Genomic DNA, 22051 nt, shown 5'->3' with positions numbered 1-22051 from the left:
GGCATACTGCGTTCGAGCGGTTCGACTGAGGAGACACAAGCCATGCCGGCTGCAGCTACGCCCCGATTCAGCGTGATCGTCCCGGTGTACGGGGTCGAGGGTTACATCCGCGAGTGCCTCGAGTCGGTGACTACACAGAGTTACCGCGATGTCGAGATCATCGCGGTCGACGACTGTTCCCTCGACGGCAGCGGCGCCATCATCGACGAGTTCGCCGCGCGCGACCCCCGCGTGCGCGCCGTCCACCGCGCCGAGAACGGCGGCATAGGCGCGGCCCGCAACACCGGCGTCGAGCACGCCCGCGGCGACTACCTGCTCTTCATCGACGGCGACGACTCGATCCGCCCCGGCTCGCTGCAGGCCATGGCCGACCGGCTCGCCGAGGCCGAGGACCCCGAGGTCCTCCTCTTCGACCACGTCCGCACCCACATCGACGGCGCCGTCGAGCCCAGCAACTCCGGCCCGTACCTGGCCGGCATCCGCGACCAGGTCATCCGCCCCGTCGACCACCTCGAACTGCTGCGGATCTTCGCCGTCGTCTGGAACCGCCTCTACCGCCGCGACTTCTTCACCGGCGAGGGCTACGCCTTCACCGACGGCCTGTACGAGGACGCGCTCATGGTCTACACGTCCATGGCCGCGGCCCAGCGCGTCGCGGGCCTGGAGTACGTGGTCGTCGAGTACCGCCAGCGCCGGGTCGGCAGCTCGATGCGCAGCAGCACCCCGCGCAAGCACTTCGTGATCTTCGAGCAGTACCGCAGGGTCTTCGCGTACCTCGACGGCCTCGCCGGCCGGCCCGGCATCGACGAGTACCGCAGCGCCGTCTTCACGCGGATGATCTCCCACTTCCTGTTCACCTTCGCCCGGGACTTCCGCATACCCAAGGGCCACCGTCGCGCGTACCTGAAGCAGGCCTCCAAGGTCTACCGCGACCTCGAACCGGCGGGCTACACGCCGCCGCCCGGCATCCTCGGCCTCAAGTTCAAGGTGCTGAAGAGCGGTTCGTACACCGGCTTCGAAGGCCTCAAGGTCGTCAACGGCACCCGCGAGGCGGGCATCCGCTCCCTCGGCCGGTCCAAGCGCTGGGGCGGCCGCAAGGCCCTGCGCGCCTACTACGCCGTGCAGCGCCGCCTCCCGGTGGACGACAACCTCGCCGTGTACTCGGCGTACTGGGGCCGCACCCCCGGCTGCAACCCGCTCGCCGTGCACGAGGCGGCCAAGCGGGTCGCGCCCGGCGTCCGCGGGGTGTGGGTCGTGAACCAGGAGTACGCCGGCAGCCTGCAGCCCGGGCTCAAGCGGATCGCCCCGGCCACCTTCGGCTACTGGAAGGCGATGGCCCGGGCCAAGTACCTGGTCAACAACGTCAACTTCCCGGACGCCGTGATCAAGCGCCCCGGTCAGATCCACCTCCAGACGCACCACGGCACCCCGCTCAAGCGGATGGGCCTGGACCAGCAGTTCTACCCGGCCGTCTCCCGCAGCATGGACTTCGACAAACTGCTGGAGCGCGTGGACCGCTGGGACTGGAGCGTCTCGTCGAACCAGCACTCCACGGAGAACTGGGAGCGGGTCTACCCGGCCGCCTTCCGCACCCTGAACACCGGCTACCCGCGCAACGACGTCTACTACCGCGCCACGGCCGCGGACGTCCGCCGGATCCGCGCCGAACTCGGCATCGCCCACGACAAGACGGCGATCCTGTACGCCCCCACCGTGCGCGACCACCAGAAGGACGCCTTCGTCTCCCACCTGGACCTGGCCCGCGTCGCCCGCGAACTCGGCCCGGACTTCGTCCTGTTGGTCCGCGCCCACTACTTCTACGGCAGCGACCCGGAGTTGAACTCCCTCGCCGAGCGCGGCGCGCTCGTCGACGTGTCGCGGCACCCGTCCGTCGAGGACCTCTGCCTGGCGGCGGACGCGCTGGTCACGGACTACTCGTCGATCATGTTCGACTACGCCAACCTCGACCGGCCGATCGTCACGTACGCCGACGACTGGGAGGCCTACCGGACCTGCCGCGGCGTCACCTTCGACCTGCTCTCCGGCGAGCCCGGCGAGTCCCCCGGCGTGCTCACCACCACCGAGGACGAGCTGATCGAGGCGTTCCGCAGCGGCGCCTGGGACGGCGAGCAGGCGGCCACGCTGCGCCAGGCCTTCCGGGAGCGGTTCTGCACCTGGGACGACGGCTTCGCCGCCGAGCGGGTCGCCCGCCGTGTCTTCCTCGGCGAGGAGGCCCTGCGGCCGCCCGTCGTCCCCGTCGCCGAGCGCCGCCCGGCCCCGTCGCCGCGCGCGGCCGAGGGCGTCTCGACGCCCCGCCCCCGGGCGGCGGACCAGGACGAGCTCACCGCGGCCGGCTCCGACCACTAGGGCGTGTTGCGAAAGTAGCGCCGGCCGCCCGAAGGGCGGGCCCGACGGCGTCTGGTGCGTGCGATCGCACGGCGGAGGGTCGCCCCGATACTGGATGTATCGGGGTGATCCGACAACGCGGCGAGCGGGCGTGCCAGGCGCCGTCGGGCAGGCGGGACTTTCGCAACACGCCCTAGGCACCGCTGACGAGGAGGCGCCCGGAGCTGCACGCTCCGGGCGCCTCTTCGTGTCTCCGGTGAGCTGTGCGGGTACGGCGGAGGGCCCGGCCGCGGATCTCCCGCGACCGGGCCCTCGCCCGTACCCCTGTGCCGCCCGGTGCTACTTCACGACCGACAGCGGCAGCAGCTTCTTGCCCGTCGGGCCGACCTGGATCTCGGTCTGCATCGCGGGGCAGACACCGCAGTCGAAGCACGGCGTCCAGCGGCAGTCGTCGACCTCGGTCTCGTCGAGCGCGTCCTGCCAGTCCTCCCAGAGCCAGTCCTTGTCGAGACCGGAGTCCAGGTGGTCCCAGGGCAGGACCTCCTCGTAGGTGCGCTCGCGGGTCGTGTACCAGGCGACGTCCACGCCGAAGCCGGGCAGCGTCTTCTCGGCGCTCTGCATCCAGCGGTCGTACGAGAAGTGCTCGCGCCAGCCGTCGAAGCGGCCGCCGTCCTCGTACACCGCGCGGATGACCGCGCCGACGCGGCGGTCACCGCGCGAGAGGAGGCCCTCGACGATGCCGGGCTTGCCGTCGTGGTAGCGGAAGCCGATCGAGCGGCCGTACTTCTTGTCGCCGCGGATCTTGTCGCGGAGCTTCGCGAGCCGCGCGTCCGTCTCCTCCGCCGACAGCTGCGGCGCCCACTGGAACGGGGTGTGCGGCTTCGGCACGAAACCGCCGATGGAGACGGTGCAACGGATGTCGTTCTGACCGGAGACCTCGCGGCCCTTGGCGATCACGTTGACCGCCATGTCCCCGATCTGGAGGACGTCCTCGTCGGTCTCGGTCGGCAGGCCGCACATGAAGTACAGCTTCACCTGGCGCCAGCCGTTGCCGTACGCGGTGGCGACCGTGCGGATCAGGTCCTCCTCCGAGACCATCTTGTTGATGACCTTGCGCATGCGCTCGGAGCCGCCCTCGGGGGCGAAGGTGAGGCCGGAACGGCGGCCGTTCCTCGTGAGCTCGTTCGCCAGGTCGACGTTGAACGCGTCGACGCGGGTCGAGGGGAGGGAGAGGCCGATCTTGTCCTCGGTGTACCGGTCGGCGAGGCCCTTGGCGATGTCACCGATCTCGGTGTGGTCCGCCGAGGACAGCGAGAGGAGGCCGACCTCCTCGAAGCCCGTCGCCTTGAGGCCCTTCTCGACCATCTCGCCGATGCCGGTGATGCTTCGCTCCCGCACGGGGCGCGTGATCATGCCGGCCTGGCAGAAACGGCAGCCGCGGGTGCAGCCGCGGAAGATCTCGACGGACATGCGCTCGTGGACGGTCTCCGCGAGCGGGACGAGGGGCTGCTTGGGGTACGGCCACTCGTCGAGGTCCATGACGGTGTGCTTGGAGACGCGCCACGGCACACCGGAGCGGTTGGGGACGACACGGCCGATGCGGCCGTCCGGCAGGTACTCGACGTCGTAGAAGCCCGGGATGTAGACCGAGCCGGTCTTCGCGAGACGGAGGAGGACCTCCTCGCGGCCGCCCGGCCGGCCCTCGGCCTTCCAGGCGCGGATGATCTCGGTCATGTCGAGGACGGCCTGCTCGCCGTCGCCGATGATCGCCGCATCGATGAAGTCCGCGATCGGCTCGGGGTTGAAGGCGGCGTGGCCGCCGGCGAGCACGATCGGGTGGTCGACGGTCCGGTCCTTCGACTCCAGCGGGATGCCGGCGAGGTCGAGGGCGGTCAGCATGTTCGTGTAGCCGAGCTCCGTCGAGAAGCTCAGGCCGAAGACGTCGAAGGCGCCGACGGGACGGTGGGAGTCGACCGTGAACTGCGGGACCTTGTGCTCGCGCATGAGCTCTTCGAGGTCCGGCCACACGCTGTACGTGCGCTCGGCGAGGACGCCCTCGCGCTCGTTGAGCACCTCGTACAGGATCATGACGCCCTGGTTGGGCAGACCGACCTCGTACGCGTCCGGGTACATCAGCGCCCAGCGGACGTCGGCGGACTCCCACGGCTTCACCGTGGAGTTCAGCTCTCCACCGACGTACTGAATCGGCTTCTGCACGTGCGGGAGCAGAGCTTCGAGCTGCGGGAAGACAGACTCGGCAGCAGACATCTCGAACCTTCGTGAGCTGGCAGGGGGGCGACTCTCAAGCGTACCCCGGTGCTCAGCGAGTCAGGGACGCGCGGATTTTCGGGGCCGCCGCCCGGGCCCAGGCCCGGGGCAGGTCACGCTCGGCCGCCGCGGCCGCCGTCTCCTCCCGGCCGTGGAGAAGTCCCCAGGTGAAAGCGGACTCGCCGGCCTCGTGAGCCTGGTCCGCGAGCTCCAGGAGGGCCCCCCGGGCCACGACGGCGTCCTGGTGTTCGCCCAGGAGGGACTGGACGGACTTCACACGCTTCGCGAACTTCTTCGCGGGCTTCCCGAGGGTCGGGGCGGCGGCGTCGGCCGCGTACCGCGTGCGCTTGGCTGCCTTGCGGGCCTCGTGGAGGGCCAGGTCGAGCTCCTGGCCGGGGTCGAGGGCCAGGGCCCGGTCGATCCGGGCGCCGAGGCGGTCGTGGTCCTTGAGGACGGCGCTGACGAGGACCTTGCGGGCGTCACGGGCGGCTGCCTTACGCAGCGGCGGGTCGGCGAGCAGCTCTTCGAGGCTGTCGAGCAGGGCCAGGTAGCGGGCCGACTCCAGCGCGGCGAGGGCGCGGCGCCGGCCGCTGCGGGCGCGCGCAGCCGACCAGGTCCGCAGCCGGCCGCGGACCGGGCCGAGGCGCAGGGTCCGGGGCAGGGCGTCGATCCGGCCGCGCAGCCGCTCGGTCAGCACCTCCTCGTCCCGGGCGACGCCGAGCTCACCGGCCAGCCACTTCAGCTCCGCGCCGACCTGGTCGGTGACGGCCCTGTCGAGGACCTTCCGGTACGTCTTGAAGGCGCTGCGCAGCCGCCGGCACGCGACCCGCAGCTGGTGCACGGCGTCGGGCAGGTCCCGCCGGACGGCCGGGTCGAGCGCGACGATCGCGTCGGCCTGCTCGCGTACGTAGGCGAGGACGGCGTGACCGGCGGTGCCGGGCGCGGGGGCGGTCCCGGGCGCCGGGTCGGTGCCGGGCGCCTGCTCGCCGTCCGGGGCCGTCTCCGTCAGGGCCCTCGACAGCTTCGAGGAGGCCGACGAGGGGTGGATGCCCGCCTTGCGGAGCCGCTTCCCGATCGCGTCGAGGAGCGCCTCGTCGGCGCCCTCGGCGGCGGCGCCGGTCTCGTCGTCGGCGAGTTCGACCTCGATCTCCGTCCAGGCCGCCTCCGCTCCCCCGGGCAGCCGTTCCGCGTGGACGGTGTCGACGGAGAGTTCGGCCAGAAGGGTGCCGCCGGCGGCCCGGAGGTGGCGGACGTCACGGGCGGAGCGGAGGCGTACGACGGGGACGACCTCGGCGTCCCGGACCCGGGAACGCAGCAGCCCCGCCAGCTCACCCGGGAGGGTGTCGGCCAGCGGGGCCCTGATCTCGTCGCGGATGCCGGAGGCGACGGGGAACTTGAGGTGCCAGCCCTCGTCGCTCCCGCCCGTGCGGCGCCGCAGGGTGATCGAGTCGGCGGCGAGCCGCAGGTCGGGGGTGTCGTAGTAGACGGCGTCGAGCTCCATGACGCCCTGGTCCACGACCTCCGCCACCGCGGGGACCCGGGTGAGGTCCGGGACCCGGGTGCCGCTCGTGGCTTCGTACTTCCGCTCGATCTCGCGCTTCGTCTCCGCCATGAGACGAATCTAATACGCCCGGCCCCGCCGGACAGGGTCTATGCCGTCATCGGGCGCTGCACCCGGATCGACTGCAGCAGCCCGATCGCCACCCACACGGCGAACATCGACGAGCCGCCGTACGACACGAACGGCAGCGGCAGACCCGCGACCGGCATGATGCCGAGCGTCATGCCGATGTTCTCGAAGGACTGGAAGGCGAACCAGGCGATGATGCCGGCCGCGACGACCGTGCCGTAGAGCTCGGTGGTCTCGCGGGCGATCCGGCAGGCCCGCCAGAGCACGACGCCGAGGAGCAGCAGGATCAGGCCCGCGCCGACGAAGCCCAGCTCCTCCCCCGCGACCGTGAAGACGAAGTCCGTCTGCTGCTCGGGCACGAACTGGCCGGTGGTCTGGGACCCCTTGAAGAGTCCGGCGCCGAGGAGGCCGCCGGAGCCGATCGCGATGCGGGCCTGGTTGGTGTTGTAGCCGACGCCGGCGGGGTCGAGGTCGGGGTTGGCGAAGGCCGCGAACCGGTTGATCTGGTACTCGTCCAGCATGCCGAGCGCCGTGACCAGGACCGCGCCCCCGATGCCCGCGCCGATCAGGCCGAGGACCCAGCGGTTGGAGGCGCCGGAGGCGAGGAGCACGCCGAGCACGATGACGGCCATGACCATGACCGAGCCGAGGTCGGGCATCAGCATGACGATGCCCATGGGGAGGGCGGCCAGAACGAGGGCCTTGGCGACGGTCCGGTGGTCGGGATGGATCTGGTCGCCCGCGTCGACCTTGGCGGCCAGCAGCATCGCCATCACCAGGATGATCGTGATCTTCACGAACTCGCTGGGCTGGAGGGAGAAGCCGCCGCCGACGACGATCCACGCGTGGGCGCCGTTGATGGTGGCGCCGAGCGGGGTGAGGACGGCGAGGATCAGCACGATGGAGAGCGTGTAGAGGACCGGGACCGCGCCGCGCAGGGTGCGGTGGCCGAGCCAGATCGTGCCGATCATCAGGGCGACCCCGATGCCGGTGTTGAGGACGTGCCGGAAGAGGAAGTAGTACGGGTCGCCCTGGTTGAGCTCGGTGCGGTTCCGGGTCGCGGACCAGACGAGGAGCGACCCGATGGCGGAGAGCGCGAGCGCCGAGAGCAGCATGGGCCAGTCGAGGCGCCGGAGCAGCGAGTCGCGGGCGGTGAGTTTCGCCAGCGGGCCGCGCTCGGGTGCGTAACGGGAGACGGAGAAGCCGGTACGTGTCGTCATCGGGTCAGTCCCGCTTTCCGGGGGGCGGGCCCGCGAGCGGCGGAGCGGTGTTCTCGACGGGAGCGACCAGCTGCGACTTCGGGTCGTACGCCTTGATGTCGGGGGCGTCGATGGTGCCGTCGGCGTTGACCTTCGGCAGGGCCTTCTGCGGCGTGGGGAGCAGGGCCCGCTTGAGGTCCTGGTTGCCGGCGTCGTCGAGGCCGTAGAGGGCGTCGTAGATGTTGCGCACCGCGGGGCCGGAGGCTCCGGAGCCGGTGCCGCCCTGGGAGATCGTCATGACGATGGTGAAGTCGTCGGAGTAGGTCGCCAGCCAGGAGGTGGTCTGCTTGCCGTAGACCTGGGCGGTGCCGGTCTTGGCCCGCAGCGGGATCTTGTCCTGGGGCCAGCCGCCGAAGCGCCAGGCGGCGGTGCCGCCGGGCTCGACGACCGAGCGCAGGCCCTTGTCGAGGTCCCTGATGGTCTCGGCCCCGACGGGCAGCTTGCCGTGCGCCGTCGGCTTGATCTCGCGGACGCTCTTGCCGTCGGGGCTGATGACGGCCTTGCCGACGGTGGGGTTGAAAAGGGTTCCGCCGTTGCTGATGGCGGAGTAGGCGGTGGCCATCTGGATGGGGGTGACGAGGACGTCACCCTGTCCGATGGCGAAGTTGATGCTGTCGTACGCCTTCAGCTGGTTGCCTTCGAGGCAGCTCTCGTAGGCGATCTGCTCGACGTAGGTGCCGCCCTTCTTGCCCTGCTTGCACCACGCGTCCTTGTTGGCCGCCCAGAAGTTCTGCTTCCACTGGCGGTCGGGGATGCGGCCCTTGACCTCGTTGGGCAGGTCGATCCCGGTCTCGGAGCCGAGTCCGAAGTCCCGGGCGGTCCGGTAGAACCAGTCGTTGGCGCCCTTCTTGGGCTTGATCCCGCCGTCGCGCTGCCACTCCTGGTGGCCGAGGGCGTAGAAGACGGTGTTGCAGGAGAACTTGAGGGCCTCGCCCAGGGTGATGGGGCCGTGGCCCTGGGACTCGAAGTTCGCGAAGCTGCGGTTGCCGAGGCTGTAGGAGGCGCTGCAGTTGTACTTGTCGTTGAAGTCGTGTCCGGCGCGGACGGCGGCGCTCGCCGAGACCACCTTGAAGATGGAGCCCGCGGCGGCCTGGCCCTGGATGGCCCGGTTGAGCAGCGGGTAGTTGGAGTTCTTGCTGGTGAGCGCGGCGTAGTCCTTGGCGGAGATGCCGCCGACCCAGGCGTTCGGGTCGTAGTCGGGCTGGGAGGCCATCGCGACGATGCGGCCGGTCTTCGTCTCCATGACGACGACGGCGCCCGAGTCGGCCTCGTACTTGCGGTTGGTGATCTTGTCGGTCTCGCCGCGGACGGCCTTCATGGCCTGGCTGAGCTCGTACTCGGCGACGGCCTGGACGCGGGCGTCGATGCTGGTGACGAGGGTGGAGCCGGCGACCCCGGGGTCGGACTCGGTCTGGCCCATGACGCGGCCGAGGTTGTCGACCTCGTACCGGGTGACGCCGGCCTTGCCGCGCAGCTCCTTGTCGTAGGTGCGCTCGATGCCGGAGCGGCCGACCTGGTCGGAGCGGAGGAACGGCGAGTCGCTGTCCTTGGCCTTCTCGATCTCGGTGTCGGTGACGGGCGAGAGGTAGCCGAGGACCTGTGCGGTGCGGGCCTTGCCGGGCGCGGGGTAGCGGCGTACGGCGGCGGGTTCGGCGGTGATGCCGGGGAAGTCCTCGGAGGCCTCGCGGATCGTCAGCGCCTGCTGGGTGGTGGCCTCGTCGGTGACGGGGATCGGCTGGTAGGGCGAACCGTTCCAGCAGGGCTTGGGGGTCTGGGAGTCGCAGAGGCGGATCTTGTTGATGACGTCCTCGGGCTTCATCTCCAGCACGCCGGCGAGCCGGGTGAGGACGTCCTTGCCCTTGTCCTTTATCTTCATCAGCTCGGTCCGGGAGGCCGAGACGACGAGGCGGGTCTCGTTGTCGGCGAGCGGGACGCCACGGGCGTCCAGGATGGAGCCGCGGACGGCGGGCCGGACGACCTGCTGGACGTGGTTGTTCTTCGCCTCGTCCGTGTACTCCTTGCCGTTCCGGATCTGGAGGTACCAGAGGCGGCCTCCCAGGGTCAGGAGCAGCGAGAACACGAGGATCTGGATGACGACGAGCCGGATCTGGACCCGCGGGGTCCGCCCGGTCTCGGGGATGTTGCTCATACTGCCGGGACCCCCTCGGTCACAGTCGCTTGACTCCCTTGATGCGGCCGGCCCGCGAGGCGCGGCCCTTGGCGGCCTTCACGCGCAGCCCGCCGCGCTGGTTGCCGATCCGCAGGCCCGTGCCGGAGGACAGCCAGCCGGAGGCGACGTCGGCGCCGTTCGCCCCGGTGGCGTCGGCGATGGGATCGTTCTCGGCGCGCCGGGCCAGCGCCATGATGAGCGGCACCGTGAAGGGCGCGAGGAGCAGGTCGTAGACCGCCGCGGTGAACAGCAGGAAGCCGAGGCCCACATGGCGGGCGGCGGTGTCGCCGACGAGGGCGCCCACGCCCGCGTAGAGGAGCGTGGAGCCGACGGCCGCGGCGACGACGACGGCCATGGGGCCGGTCGCGGAGGTCAGCCGTCCGTTCTCGGGCTTGGCGAGGCCGACCAGGTAGCCGACGACGCAGAGCACGAGGGCGTAGCGGCCGGCGGCGTGGTCGGCGGGCGGGGCGAGGTCGGCGAGGAGGCCGGCGGTGAAGCCGATGAGGGAGCCGCTGACGGGGCCGTACACCAGGGCGAGGGCCACCACCGTGAGGAGGACCAGGTCGGGTACGGCGCCGGGGAGTTGGAGGCGGGCCAGGACGGAGACCTGGACGACGAGGGCGACCACGATCAGGGCTGCGGAGAGGAGGATGCGGTTGAACTTCACGGTGTCGCGTCCCCCTGGTCCTGGCCCTGCTGGTTCTGCCGGCCGTCGTTCTGCTGGTTCTCGTTCGGCTTCTGTCCGTCGGCGGCCTGCTGTCCGTCCGGTGGCGGCGGCGTGACCGTGACGGTGACGGTCGGGGCCGGCTTGGGCTTCGGCGGCAGGACCGTGTCGCGCGGGTTGGAGGCGGGGGCCTGGACGACGATGCCGACGATGTCGAGCTTGGTGAAGCCGACGTACGGGCGGACGTAGACGTTTCGGGTCAGGCCGCCGCCCGCGGGGTCGATGCGGACGATCTCGCCGACCGGGACGCCGGGCACGAAGGGCTTGTCGCCGCTGGAGCCGAAGGTGACGAGCCGGTCGCCCGGCTTCACCTTCGCCTTGCCGTTGAGGAGCTGGACGAGCAGCGGGCCGTCGCCCTGTCCGGTGGCGAAGCCGAGTTCGTCGCTCTTCTCCATGCGCGTGCCGACGGTGAAGTCGGGGTCGTTGGCGAGGAGGACGGTGGAGGTGGACGGGCCGACGGTGGTGACGCGACCGACGAGTCCGGAGCCGTTGAGGACGGTCATGTCCCGCTTGACGCCGTCGCGGGCGCCGATGTCGACGGTGACCGTCCAGGAGAAGCCCTGGGCCGCTCCTATGGCGATGACCTGCGCGCCCTTGATGCCGTACTGACCGGCGCCGGCCGTCCTGAGCATGGAGTCGAGCTCGCGCAGCCGGTTGCGGTTGCGGTCGTCGCTGCCGAGCTCGGCCTTGAGCTCGGCGTTCTCCTTCTCCAGGGCGGCGATCCGGGTGTGCCGCTCGCCGGAGTCCCGTACCGCGCCTATGGCGTTCCCGATGGGGTCGACGGCCGCCGCCACACCGTTCTCGACGGGCCCGAAGACCGCGGCGGCGGCCTGGCGGGCACCGTCGACGGGTGACTCCTGGCCTCCGCGGATGTCCACCGTGATCAGTGCGAACGCGATGGCGATCAGCAGCACCAGGAGCAGCCGGCTCTCTCGTGTGTCCCTCACGTGCGGCGGCCGTGCCTTTCCTCGTGGTTCGTTGTTCGGCTGTACGTGTTCTCTTGTGGGTTCGGCTCGTGCGGTGCCGTGCGGTGCGCCGCCCGCCCTGCACGTGGTGCTGCTAGCGGCGCGGCTGGGCGTCCAGGACCTGCTGGAGCGCCTCGAACTCCTCCACGCACTTGCCGGAGCCCAGCGCCACCGAGTCCAGCGGGTCCTCGGCGATGTGGATCGGCATGCCGGTCTCGCGGCGGAGCCGTTCGTCGAGGCCACGCAGCAGGGCGCCGCCACCCGTGAGAACGATGCCGCGGTCCATGACGTCACCGGAGAGCTCCGGCGGGCACTTGTCGAGGGTCGTCTTCACGGCGTCGACGATCGCGTTGACCGGCTCCTCGATGGCCTTGCGGACCTCGGCGGCGGAGATGACCACCGTCTTGGGCAGGCCGGAGACGAGGTCGCGGCCGCGGATCTCGGTGTGCTCGTCCTTGTCGAGGTCGTAGGCCGAACCGATGGTGATCTTGATCTGCTCGGCGGTCCGCTCACCGAGGAGGAGCGAGTACTCCTTCTTGATGTGCTGGATGATCGCGTTGTCCAGCTCGTCGCCGGCGACCCGGATCGACTGTGCCGTGACGATTCCGCCGAGCGAGATGACGGCGACCTCGGTGGTGCCGCCGCCGATGTCGACGACCATGTTGCCGGTGGCCTCGTGGACGGGGAGGCCCGAGCCGATGGCCGCCGCCATGGGCTCCTCGATGATGTGCACCTGGCGTGCACCGGCCTGCGTCGAGGCCTCGATGACGGCGCGGCGCTCCACTCCGGTGATGCCGGAGGGCACGCAGACGACGACGCGGGGACGCGCGAGGTAGCGACGCTTGTGGATCTTGAGGATGAAGTAGCGGAGCATCCGCTCCGTGATCTCGAAGTCGGCGATCACGCCGTCCTTGAGCGGGCGGACGGCGACGATGTTGCCGGGCGTCCGGCCGATCATCTTCTTCGCCTCGGCACCGACCGCCAGGATGCCGCCGGTGTTCGTGTTGATCGCGACGACGGACGGCTCGTTCAGAACGATGCCTCGGCCCCTGACGTACACCAGCGTGTTGGCGGTCCCGAGGTCGACAGCCATGTCACGGCCGATGAACGACATTGAGTTCCCCTTGATTTCCCATGGCTGAGAGTGGTGCGGCGTGGAGTTTTCCATCGTAGTGCCGCCCGTGCGAATGCCGCGCGTTGGTCCACCTCAGTACTGGTGACGGCAGGACGCGGCGATCCGTTCCCGGGATTGGCGTTCATATGCCTGGGGGCGACCGAAATTCCTTCGGTCGCCCCACAGGGTTGTGCTGATCGGCTGACGCCGGGTCAGCGGCGAATCAGCACAGGATCGTCACCGGATCGGCTCCTGTTCGACGTCTGATCGACTCCGGTTCGAAGCCGGTTCGACGCCGGACGGGCCGAAGCCGGACCGACGCCGGATCAGACGAGACCCGGGAAGAAGATCTTCAGCTCGCGGAGCGCCGACTCCTCGGAGTCCGAGGCGTGGATCAGGTTCTCGCGGACGATGGTGCCGAAGTCGCCGCGGATGGAGCCGGGCGCGGCGGCGATCGGGTCGGTCGGGCCGGCGAGCTGACGGACGCCCTCGATGACCCGCTCGCCCTCGACGACGAGCGCGACGACGGGACCGGAGGACATGAAGCCCATCAGCGGCTCGTAGAAGGGCTTGCCCTTGTGCTCGCCGTAGTGCTGCTCCAGCGTGTCCTGGTCCAGCTCGCGCAGTTCGAGGGCCGCGAGGGTCCAGCCGGCCTTGCGCTCGATACGGCCGATGATCTCGCCGATCAGGCCACGGCGGACGGCGTCGGGCTTGAGCAGGACGAGCGTGCGCTGGCTCACGGGGGAACTCCTTCGGAAAAGCGGTGTGCGGGACCTCCGAGGCTACAGGTCCCGCACGCCCCTCGATTACGCAGCGTCAGGCCCTGCCGTGGCCTGCGCGCCCTGCGACTCCGCCCAGCGGGCCTTGATGTCGTCGACCTTCCGGCCGTAGTGCACCGAGGCCCACCACAGGACGGCGAAGACCGCCCCGAGGACGAACATGACCGGTACGAAGAACCCGCTGGCGATCAGGCCGATCTGGAGCGCCCAGCCGAGCTGCACGCCGCCGGGACGGGTGACCATCCCGCACAGCAGCACCGAGAGGAGCATCGCGACACCGCAGACGGTCCAGACGGTCGACATCGCCAGGCTGTCGTCCTTCATCGCGACCAGGCCGGCGAAGCCGATGACGAAGAACTCGCCGATGAGCGTCGAGGAACAGAGCATGCGCATCGGTGTGTCAGCCCCTTCGCAGCAGCAGTCGGGCGTCGCCGACCGTGAAGATCGAACCGGTCACGAGGACTCCGGCGCCGCCGTACTCGGCCTCTTCCTCCGCGAGGGTGATGGCCGCTTCGAGCGCGTCGGGCAGCCGCGGCTCGACGACGACCCGGTCCTCGCCGAAGACCTCGACCGCGATCGCGGCGAGCGCGTCGACGTCCGTTGCCCGCGGGTTGGAGTTCGTGGTGATGACGACCTCCGCGAGGATCGGCTCGAAGGCCTCCAGGAGGCCCCGGGCGTCCTTGTCGGCACTCGTGGAGACGACGCCGACGAGCCGCGAGAAGCCGAAGGCCTCGCTGACGCCCTCCGCCGTGGCCTGAGCGCCGTGCGGGTTGTGCGCGGCGTCGAGGATCACCGTCGGGGAGGAGCGGACGATCTCCAGGCGGCCCGGCGAGGCCACCTGGGCGAAGGCCGCGCGGACCGTGTCCGCGTCCAGGGTCCGCGCGTGGTCCGCGCCGATCCCGAAGAAGGCCTCGACGGCCGCGAGCGCCACGGCCGCGTTGTGCGCCTGGTAGGCGCCGTGCAGCGGCAGGAACACGTTGTCGTACTCGCCGCCGAGACCGCGCAGGGTGAGGAGCTGCCCGCCGACCGCGACCTCGCGGGAGACGATGCCGAACTCCATGCCCTCGCGGGCGACGGTGGCGTCCGCCTCGACGGCCTTCTTCAGCAGGACCTGGGCCGCGTCGACCGGCTGCTGGGCCAGGATGACGGTCGCGCCCTGCTTGATGATCCCGGACTTCTCGCCGGCGATCTCGCCGGTCGTCCCGCCGAGCCGGTCGGTGTGGTCGAGGCCGATCGGGGTGACGACGGCGACCGAGGCGTCGATGACGTTCGTCGCGTCCCAGGTGCCGCCCATGCCGACCTCGACGACGGCCACGTCGACCGGGGCGTCGGCGAAGGCCGCGTACGCCATTCCGGTGAGGACCTCGAAGAAGGAGAGGCGGTACTCCTCTCGGGCGTCGACCAGCTCCACGTACGGCTTGACGTCCTGGTAGGTCTCGATGAACCGCTCGGCGGAGATCGGGGCGCCGTCCAGGCTGATCCGCTCGGTGATCGTCTGCACGTGCGGCGAGGTGTACCGGCCGGTGCGCAGCTCGAAGGCGCCGAGCAGTGCCTCGATCATGCGGGCCGTCGACGTCTTGCCGTTGGTGCCGGTGACGTGGATCGAGGGGTACGCGCGCTGCGGCTCGCCGAGCACGTCCATCAGTGCCGCGATCCGGGTGACCGAGGGCTCCAGCTTGGTCTCGCCCCAGCGGGTGGACAGCTCGGTCTCGACCTCGCGCAGCGCCTTGTCGAGCTCCGGGTCCTCGGGACGGCTCGGCACGGGGTCGCCCTGCGGCGGGCCGCCCTGCGTCCGCAGCGTGCGGCTGCCTGCCTCGATCACCGCCAGGTCGGGGTCGCGCTGGGTCTCGGTGTCGACGATGTCGTCGAACTGGTCGTCGCTCTGGTCGCTCGGCTCACTCACGGACCCCAGTCTACGGAGGGGCACCGACAGGACCATGGACCCACCCCTTTCGGGACTTTCGGTCCACCGTCCGCCGTAGCGGCCCGGCGAACTCGGCGATCATGATCCGGCACTTCGTGCGCTGGGGCCCCCAGGCCCGCGGGCGGTACACCTCGTCGAGGAGCCGATGGCGACGGCGATCGGGGCGGGGCTCCCGGTCTCCGACCTGCGCGCCCGTACGCGGGATCCGGGCGGTCCGGACACCCGTACGCGGCTCCGGAGCGGCCCCAGGCGCCCGTACCGCTCAGCGGCCCAGGCCCGTCGGGAGCAGCGCCGTCACCACGTACGCGCCGTCCTCCGCGCGGGCCTTCAGCGTGCCGCCCATGCTGGCGACCCGCTCCTCCATCGAGAACAGTCCGGTGCCCGTCGAGACGGGTGCCGGGTCCGGCGGGGTCTTCGGCAGCGGATTGCGCACCTCGATCCGCAGATCGGGCCCCTCCACCGTGATCCCGACCGTCACCGGCAGGCCGGGCGCGTGCTTGGCGGCGTTCGTCAGGCACTCCTGGACGACGCGGTGGACGGCCGCCTGCCGCAGCGGCGACAGCGCCCCGGCCGCCTCCGCGACCGTCAGGTCCACGGGGCTGCCCATCCGTTCGCTCTCCTCGGCGAGCGCGGCGAGCCCTTCGAGCCCGGGGGTGGCCGCGTCCCGGTCGGCCCGGCGCACGATCGTCTCGTTGAGCATGAGGTGGGCACGGCGGGCCGTGTCCGCGAGCTCCTCGAAGTCCTTCTGGCGGGCCTCGCCCCGCGCCCGTACGGCGAGGACCTCGGCCCGGACCGCGAGGACGGTCAGCTCCCGGCCGACCAGGTCGTGGACGTCCCTGCCGACGGAGATCCGCTCCTCCTGCACGGCCTGCCGGGCGGCGGCCTCGCGGCGCTGGACCTCCAGGGCCCGGACGAGGTCCTGTCGGTACGCGGCGATGCCGACGCCCGCCGCGAGGACCCCGATCGGGACGACGATGCTCAGGAAGTCGCTCAGGGTGTCGCCGTGCCGGGCGGGCCAGCCGGGCGTCTGGAAGAGGGCGAGCGCCACGCCGATGTAGAGCACGGTGGCGGCGACGGCGGCCCGCCGCCCCCGGAACCTGCCGATCGAGTACAGCGCGAACTGGATCATGGTGAGCTCGTGGAGCCAGCCCATCAGGCCGAGCGCCACGAGGTACGGGATCCACGGCAGCCGGCGCCTGAGCACCAGCGTGGCCGCCCCGGCCGCCAGGACGAGGGTCGCGGTGACCCCGGTGAGCGAGTTGTCGGCGCGGGCGAGGCCCGGCACGTCGAGGACCATCAGGCCGAAGGCGCTCAGCGCGGTGACGACGTCGAGGGCGCGGGGCGAGGCGGCCCACCGGTCCACGCAACGGCGCAGCGCGGGGACGGTGGGGAGGTGGAGCATGCCGTCCATCATCCAAGGTCTTTCGTCCCGAAACGGCGGACCCGAAGTCCCCTCTGGTGTGAGATCGGGCACTTCGCCCACATTGTCGTTTCACTCTGAAATGTGCACGAAGCATCCCAGGAGCAGCCGTCCGCGCGAACCGCCGCCTCGCCGCGCTCCTGCGGCTGCCCGAGGGGCGCGAGCGAGACCCACGGCGGGGGACGCGAAAGGGCCCGGAACCGATGAGCATCGGTCCGGGCCCTTCGCATGCCTTACGGGCTACGCCTCCGGCAGGCTCGCCAGCTGCGTCTGGATGCGGGCGATGTCCTCGTCCGCCTTGGCGAGGCGGCCGCGGATCTTGTCGACCACGTTGTCCGGGGCCTTGGCCAGGAAGGCCTCGTTGCCGAGCTTCCCGTTCGCCTGGGCCTTCTCCTTCTCCGCCGCCGCGAGGTCCTTCGCGAGGCGCTTGCGCTCGGCGGCCACGTCGATCGTGCCCGACAGGTCGAGCGCGACCGTCGCCCCGGCGACCGGCAGGGAGGCGGTGGCGGAGAAGCCCTCGCCCTCCGGCTGGAGGCGCAGGATCTGGCGGATGGCCGCCTCGTGCGCGGCGAGCGCGGTGCCGTCGAGCGTGAGGCGGGCGGGGACCTTCTGCGCGTCCTGGAGGCCCTGCTCCTTGCGGAAGCGGCGGACCTCGGTGATGACCCGCTGGACCAGGGCGATCTCCTGCTCGGCGGCCGCGTCGCGGAAGCCGCTGTCCTTCGGCCAGTCGGCGATCACGACGGACTCGCCGCCGGTCAGCGTCGTCCACAGCGTCTCGGTGACGAAGGGGACGACCGGGTGCAGCAGGCGCAGCATGACGTCGAGGACCTCGCCGAGGACCCGGCCGGAGACCCTGGCGCCCTCGCCGCCGGCGAAGAACGTCGTCTTCGACAGCTCGACGTACCAGTCGAAGACCTCGTCCCACGCGAAGTGGTAGAGGGCGTCCGACAGCTTGGAGAACTGGTAGTCGTCGTAGAACGCGTCGACGTCGGCGACCGTCTTGTTGAGCCGCGACAGGATCCAGCGGTCCGTGGCGGACATCTCCGACGGGTCGGGCAGCTCGCCCTCGACCGTCGCGCCGTTCATCAGCGCGAAGCGGGTGGCGTTCCAGATCTTGTTGGCGAACTTGCTGGAGGCCTGGACCCAGTCCTCGCCGATCGGGACGTCGACGCCCGGGTTGGCGCCGCGGGCCAGGGTGAAGCGGACGGCGTCGGAGCCGTACGTGTCCATCCAGTCCAGCGGGTTGACCACGTTGCCGAAGGACTTCGACATCTTCTTGCCGTTCTGGTCACGGACCATGCCGTGCAGGGCGATGGTGTGGAACGGCGGGGTGCCGTCCATCGCGTACAGACCGAACATCATCATCCGGGCGACCCAGAAGAAGAGGATGTCGTAGCCGGTGACCAGGACGGAGTTCGGGTAGAACTTCTCGAGGCTCTCGGTCCGCTCGGGCCAGCCGAGCGTGGAGAACGGCCACAGGCCGGAGGAGAACCAGGTGTCCAGGACGTCGGTGTCCTGGTGCCAGCCCTCGCCCGTCGGCGGCTGCTCGTCCGGTCCGACGCAGACGACCTCGCCGTTCGGGCCGTACCAGACGGGGATGCGGTGGCCCCACCACAGCTGGCGCGAGATGCACCAGTCGTGCAGGTTGTCGACCCAGTCGAAGTACCGCTTCTCCATCTCCTGCGGGTGGATCTTGACCTTGCCGTCGCGGACGGCGTCACCGGCGGCCTGCGCGAGCGGGCCGACCTTGACCCACCACTGCATCGACAGGCGCGGCTCGATGGTGGTCTTGCAGCGCGAGCAGTGGCCGACGGAGTGGGTGTACGGACGCTTCTCGGCGACGATCCGGCCCTCGGCGCGCAGCGCGGCGACGATGGCGGAACGGGCCTCCAGGCGGTCCAGGCCCTGGAAGGGGCCGTGGGCCGTGATGACGGCGCGCTCGTCCATGACGGCGAGGTTCGGCAGGTTGTGGCGCTGGCCGATCTCGAAGTCGTTCGGGTCGTGCGCCGGGGTCACCTTGACGGCGCCGGTGCCGAACTCGGGGTCGACGTGGGTGTCGGCGACGACCGGGATCGAGCGGTCGGTCAGCGGCAGCTTGATCAGCTTGCCGACCAGGTGCTTGTACCGCTCGTCGTCGGGGTGGACGGCGACGGCCGTGTCACCGAGCATCGTCTCGGCGCGGGTGGTGGCGACGACCAGGGAGTCCTCGCCCTCGCCGTACCGGATGGAGACGAGCTCGCCGTCGTCGTCCTGGTACTCGACCTCGATGTCCGAGATCGCGGTGAGGCAGCGGGGGCACCAGTTGATGATGCGCTCGGCGCGGTAGATCAGCTCGTCGTCGTAGAGCTTCTTGAAGATGGTCTGGACGGCCTGGGAGAGGCCCTCGTCCATGGTGAAGCGCTCACGGGACCAGGCGACGCCGTCACCCAGACGCTTCATCTGGCCGGAGATCTGGCCGCCGGACTCGGCCTTCCACTGCCAGACGCGCTCGACGAAGGCCTCGCGGCCCAGGTCGTGGCGGGACTTGCCCTCCTTGGCGAGCTCGCGCTCGACGACGTTCTGGGTGGCGATGCCCGCGTGGTCCATGCCGGGCTGCCACAGCGTCTCGTAGCCCTGCATGCGCTTGCGGCGGGTGAGGGCGTCGATCAGCGTGTGCTCGAAGGCGTGGCCGAGGTGCAGGGACCCGGTGACGTTCGGCGGCGGGATGACGATGGTGTACGGCGGCTTCTCGCTCTTCGCGTCCGCCTCGAAGTACCCGCGCTCTACCCAGCGCTGGTACAGCGGCCCCTCTACCTCGGCCGGCGCGTACTGGGTCGGCAGTTCGGTGGTGGGCGCTGTCTGCTGCTGAGTGTTCTCGGTCACGGGGCCAGTTTAGGGGTGTTCTCGCCTTGTCCCGAAACGCTTTGGTTCGGTAACGGTGTGGCCCCCGCCGCACTTCGCGGTCATCGCTTCCGCCAGGATGTTCGGCAGACATAAACATCCTGTGAGGGGAACCTGTCGATGAGCTACAACCAGCCGGGCCCGTACGGCGGCCAGCCGCCCCAGCAGCCCGGGCCCTACGGCCAGCCGGGCCCGTACGGGCAGCCGCAGCAGCCGGGCCCGTACGGCCAGCCGCAGGCTCCCCAGCCGGGTTACGGATACCCCCAGCAGGCTCCGCAGGGCGTTCCGCCGCAGCAGCCGCCGTACGGCTACCCGCAGCAGCAGCCGGGCCCCTACGGCCAGCAGCCCCCGTACGGCGCCCCCCAGGGCCCCGGCGGCTACGTCCCGCACCCGCCGGCCCCGAAGAAGTCCAAGGCCGGCTGGATCATCGGCGCGGTCGCGGTCGTCGCGGCGATCGGCGTCGGCGCGTACTTCGTCTTCGGCGGTGGCAGCTCCTCGGTCGCGGATGACGGCGCGCACAAGCTGATCACGCCGGAGACGGTGCTCACCGAGTACAAGTTGAAGCCCGGCGCCAACAAGGACAAGGACTCCCTCAAGGAGGCCCAGCAGAACGGCGTCAAGAACGCCGTGAACGTGGGCGCCACCTACGAGGTGAAGGACGCGGCCAACCCGCTCGGCGGCAAGCTGCTCTCCTTCAGCGGCCTCTACGGCGAGATCGAGGACCCCGAGAAGGTCATCGACAACGTCTTCGCGAGCGTCAAGGCCGAGTCCGAGAAGGAGAAGGGCACCACCAAGCCCGGCGAGCCGAAGATGGAACTGGTGCGCAGCCCGGAGGAGTTCACGCCCGCCGAGCTCGACGGCGCCCTCCTCAAGTGCCAGCAGGCCAAGGCCCCGGCCGACCCGGCCAACGCCACCCCGGCGATGGCCATGACGTTCTGCGTGTGGGCGGACCACAGCACCGTCGGCTTCGTGACCCCGGTCAACATGGCCGACATGCTCGCGGGCAAGGCGGGCACGATGGAGGACGCCGCCTCCCTCACCGCCAAGCTGCGCAAGGAAGTCCGCGTCAAGCTCTGAACCTCCCGGTCGCCGACCGGACATGAGCACGAGTGAGGGGGTCCCACCGTCGGGTGGGACCCCCTCACTGCGTCATGCTCGTGACGTCAGGCCGACTTCTCGTGCCTGCCGTCGTTCTTCACGATCCGGGGGACCAGCGTCGGGTTGACGTTGTTCCGGACGACGTCCGCCGTGATGACGACCCGGGCCACGTCCTTGCGGGACGGGACCTCGTACATCACCGACTGGAGGACCTCCTCCATGATCGCGCGCAGGCCGCGCGCGCCGGTGCCGCGGAGGATCGCCTGGTCGGCGATGGCCTCCAGGGCCGGGCGGTCGAAGTCCAGCTCCACGCCGTCGAGTTCGAAGAGGCGCTGGTACTGCTTCACCAGCGCGTTCCGCGGCTCGACGAGGATCTGGAGGAGCGCCTCGCGGTCCAGGTTGTGGACCGAGGTGAGGACGGGGAGGCGGCCGATGAACTCCGGGATCATCCCGAACTTCACCAGGTCCTCCGGCATGACCTCCTGGAACTGGTCGCTCGCCTCGATCTCGCGCTTGGAGCGGATGGTCGCCCCGAAGCCGATGCCCTTGGCGCCCGCCCTCGACTCGATGATCTTCTCCAGGCCGGCGAAGGCGCCGCCCACGATGAAGAGCACGTTCGTCGTGTCGATCTGGATGAACTCCTGGTGCGGGTGCTTCCGGCCGCCCTGCGGCGGCACGGAGGCCGTGGTGCCCTCCAGGATCTTGAGGAGGGCCTGCTGGACGCCCTCACCGCTCACGTCACGCGTGATCGACGGGTTTTCGCTCTTACGGGCGACCTTGTCGATCTCGTCGATGTAGATGATCCCGGTCTCGGCCTTCTTGACGTCGTAGTCGGCCGCCTGGATCAGCTTGAGCAGGATGTTCTCGACGTCCTCGCCGACATAGCCGGCCTCCGTCAGCGCCGTCGCGTCGGCGATGGCGAACGGGACGTTGAGCATGCGGGCCAGGGTCTGCGCGAGCAGCGTCTTCCCCGAGCCCGTGGGGCCGAGCAGCAGAATGTTGGACTTCGCCAGCTCGATGGCGTCGTCCCGGCCCTGCGCGCCGCCGTTCTCGCCGGCCTGGACGCGCTTGTAGTGGTTGTACACCGCGACCGAGAGGGCCTTCTTCGCGGGCTCCTGCCCGACGACGTACCCCTCGAGGAACTCGTAGATCTCGCGGGGCTTGGGGAGTTCCTCCCAGCGCACCTCGCTCGTCTCCGCGAGTTCTTCCTCGATGATCTCGTTGCAGAGGTCGATGCACTCGTCGCAGATGTACACACCGGGACCCGCGATGAGCTTCTTCACCTGCTTCTGGCTCTTTCCGCAGAACGAGCACTTGAGCAGGTCGCCGCCATCACCGATGCGTGCCACGAGGTGCTTCCCCTTCGCCTGGGAGTGCTTGGTTCAGCGACTCCTGGTGCCTCATATTCGACGGTACCTTGCCGGGCCCCCCGTTCGGGCCCCCCTTGGCACGGTTCACATGGACGGGAATGCGT

Annotated in this window: 15 protein-coding genes; 2 read left to right on the top strand and 13 right to left on the bottom strand. The window is 70.4% G+C overall.

What is annotated here, in order from left to right:
• The first annotated feature begins 42 nt into the window (after positions 1–42).
• A complete protein-coding gene (locus ACF08F_RS15375; RefSeq protein WP_392298969.1) occupies positions 43–2367 on the top strand; it encodes a CDP-glycerol glycerophosphotransferase family protein in 2325 nt (774 codons plus the stop codon).
• 318 nt (positions 2368–2685) lie between these two features.
• Here ACF08F_RS15375 and ACF08F_RS15370 read toward each other — a convergent pair whose 3' ends face one another.
• The 12 genes from ACF08F_RS15370 to ACF08F_RS15315 all read right to left on the bottom strand — a co-directional run bounded on the left by ACF08F_RS15370 (position 2686) and on the right by ACF08F_RS15315 (position 19461).
• On the bottom strand, positions 2686–4614 hold the full coding sequence (locus ACF08F_RS15370; protein ID WP_392298968.1) for a TIGR03960 family B12-binding radical SAM protein: 1929 nt from the start codon (positions 4612–4614) through the stop codon (positions 2686–2688).
• 52 nt (positions 4615–4666) lie between these two features.
• Positions 4667–6226 carry a CHAD domain-containing protein gene (locus ACF08F_RS15365; RefSeq protein WP_392298967.1) on the bottom strand — a complete coding sequence of 520 codons (1560 nt, stop codon included), beginning with the start codon at positions 6224–6226 and terminating at the stop codon, positions 4667–4669.
• Positions 6227–6264: 38 nt separating this feature from the next.
• The gene (gene rodA / locus ACF08F_RS15360; protein WP_392298966.1) at positions 6265–7464 is read right to left on the bottom strand and encodes a rod shape-determining protein RodA; all 1200 of its coding nucleotides are present in this window, start codon (positions 7462–7464) and stop codon (positions 6265–6267) included.
• Between the two features lie 4 nt (positions 7465–7468).
• Positions 7469–9652, bottom strand: a complete 2184-nt coding sequence (gene mrdA / locus ACF08F_RS15355) for a penicillin-binding protein 2 (protein ID WP_392298965.1) — start codon at positions 9650–9652, stop codon at positions 7469–7471.
• A gap of 19 nt (positions 9653–9671) precedes the next feature.
• A complete protein-coding gene (mreD, locus tag ACF08F_RS15350; RefSeq protein WP_392298964.1) occupies positions 9672–10340 on the bottom strand; it encodes a rod shape-determining protein MreD in 669 nt (222 codons plus the stop codon).
• Positions 10337–11344: a rod shape-determining protein MreC gene (gene mreC, locus ACF08F_RS15345; protein WP_392298963.1), complete on the bottom strand. Its 1008-nt coding sequence runs from the start codon at positions 11342–11344 to the stop codon at positions 10337–10339. The genes mreD and mreC overlap by 4 nt, the downstream gene beginning before the upstream one ends.
• A gap of 112 nt (positions 11345–11456) precedes the next feature.
• On the bottom strand, positions 11457–12476 hold the full coding sequence (locus ACF08F_RS15340) for a rod shape-determining protein (protein ID WP_017239313.1): 1020 nt from the start codon (positions 12474–12476) through the stop codon (positions 11457–11459).
• Positions 12477–12802: 326 nt separating this feature from the next.
• Positions 12803–13216 carry a nucleoside-diphosphate kinase gene (gene ndk / locus ACF08F_RS15335; protein ID WP_141301954.1) on the bottom strand — a complete coding sequence of 138 codons (414 nt, stop codon included), beginning with the start codon at positions 13214–13216 and terminating at the stop codon, positions 12803–12805.
• A gap of 66 nt (positions 13217–13282) precedes the next feature.
• Positions 13283–13648, bottom strand: coding sequence for a DUF4233 domain-containing protein (locus ACF08F_RS15330; protein ID WP_392298962.1), 366 nt, complete (start codon positions 13646–13648; stop codon positions 13283–13285).
• Positions 13649–13655: 7 nt separating this feature from the next.
• Positions 13656–15194: a bifunctional folylpolyglutamate synthase/dihydrofolate synthase gene (locus tag ACF08F_RS15325; RefSeq protein ID WP_392298961.1), complete on the bottom strand. Its 1539-nt coding sequence runs from the start codon at positions 15192–15194 to the stop codon at positions 13656–13658.
• A gap of 247 nt (positions 15195–15441) precedes the next feature.
• A complete protein-coding gene (locus ACF08F_RS15320) occupies positions 15442–16581 on the bottom strand; it encodes a sensor histidine kinase (protein WP_392298960.1) in 1140 nt (379 codons plus the stop codon).
• A gap of 258 nt (positions 16582–16839) precedes the next feature.
• A complete protein-coding gene (locus ACF08F_RS15315; protein WP_392298959.1) occupies positions 16840–19461 on the bottom strand; it encodes a valine--tRNA ligase in 2622 nt (873 codons plus the stop codon).
• 138 nt (positions 19462–19599) lie between these two features.
• Here ACF08F_RS15315 and ACF08F_RS15310 point away from each other — a divergent pair, with 138 nt between their 5' ends.
• Positions 19600–20556 carry a hypothetical protein gene (locus ACF08F_RS15310; RefSeq protein WP_392298958.1) on the top strand — a complete coding sequence of 319 codons (957 nt, stop codon included), beginning with the start codon at positions 19600–19602 and terminating at the stop codon, positions 20554–20556.
• 86 nt (positions 20557–20642) lie between these two features.
• Here ACF08F_RS15310 and clpX read toward each other — a convergent pair whose 3' ends face one another.
• Positions 20643–21926: an ATP-dependent Clp protease ATP-binding subunit ClpX gene (gene clpX / locus ACF08F_RS15305; RefSeq protein ID WP_015033605.1), complete on the bottom strand. Its 1284-nt coding sequence runs from the start codon at positions 21924–21926 to the stop codon at positions 20643–20645.
• Positions 21927–22051 lie beyond the last annotated feature (125 nt).

This window comes from Streptomyces sp. NPDC015130, from assembly GCF_043080005.1.
In the GTDB taxonomy this organism is placed as follows: Bacteria; Actinomycetota; Actinomycetes; order Streptomycetales; family Streptomycetaceae; genus Streptomyces.
This window is presented reverse-complemented; position numbering and strand designations above follow the sequence as displayed.

Excerpts from the sequence above, each read along its gene's own strand:
- ACF08F_RS15340 (WP_017239313.1), bottom strand. The coding sequence starts at position 12,476 with ATGTCGTTCATCGGCCGTGACATGGCTGTCGACCTCGGGACCGCCAAC.
- mrdA (WP_392298965.1), bottom strand. The coding sequence starts at position 9,652 with ATGAGCAACATCCCCGAGACCGGGCGGACCCCGCGGGTCCAGATCCGG.
- ACF08F_RS15370 (WP_392298968.1), bottom strand. The coding sequence starts at position 4,614 with ATGTCTGCTGCCGAGTCTGTCTTCCCGCAGCTCGAAGCTCTGCTCCCG.
- ACF08F_RS15330 (WP_392298962.1), bottom strand. The coding sequence starts at position 13,648 with ATGCGCATGCTCTGTTCCTCGACGCTCATCGGCGAGTTCTTCGTCATC.
- rodA (WP_392298966.1), bottom strand. The coding sequence starts at position 7,464 with ATGACGACACGTACCGGCTTCTCCGTCTCCCGTTACGCACCCGAGCGC.
- ACF08F_RS15325 (WP_392298961.1), bottom strand. The coding sequence starts at position 15,194 with ATGGTCCTGTCGGTGCCCCTCCGTAGACTGGGGTCCGTGAGTGAGCCG.
- ACF08F_RS15365 (WP_392298967.1), bottom strand. The coding sequence starts at position 6,226 with ATGGCGGAGACGAAGCGCGAGATCGAGCGGAAGTACGAAGCCACGAGC.
- ACF08F_RS15310 (WP_392298958.1), top strand. The coding sequence starts at position 19,600 with ATGAGCTACAACCAGCCGGGCCCGTACGGCGGCCAGCCGCCCCAGCAG.
- ACF08F_RS15375 (WP_392298969.1), top strand. The coding sequence starts at position 43 with ATGCCGGCTGCAGCTACGCCCCGATTCAGCGTGATCGTCCCGGTGTAC.
- ACF08F_RS15320 (WP_392298960.1), bottom strand. The coding sequence starts at position 16,581 with ATGCTCCACCTCCCCACCGTCCCCGCGCTGCGCCGTTGCGTGGACCGG.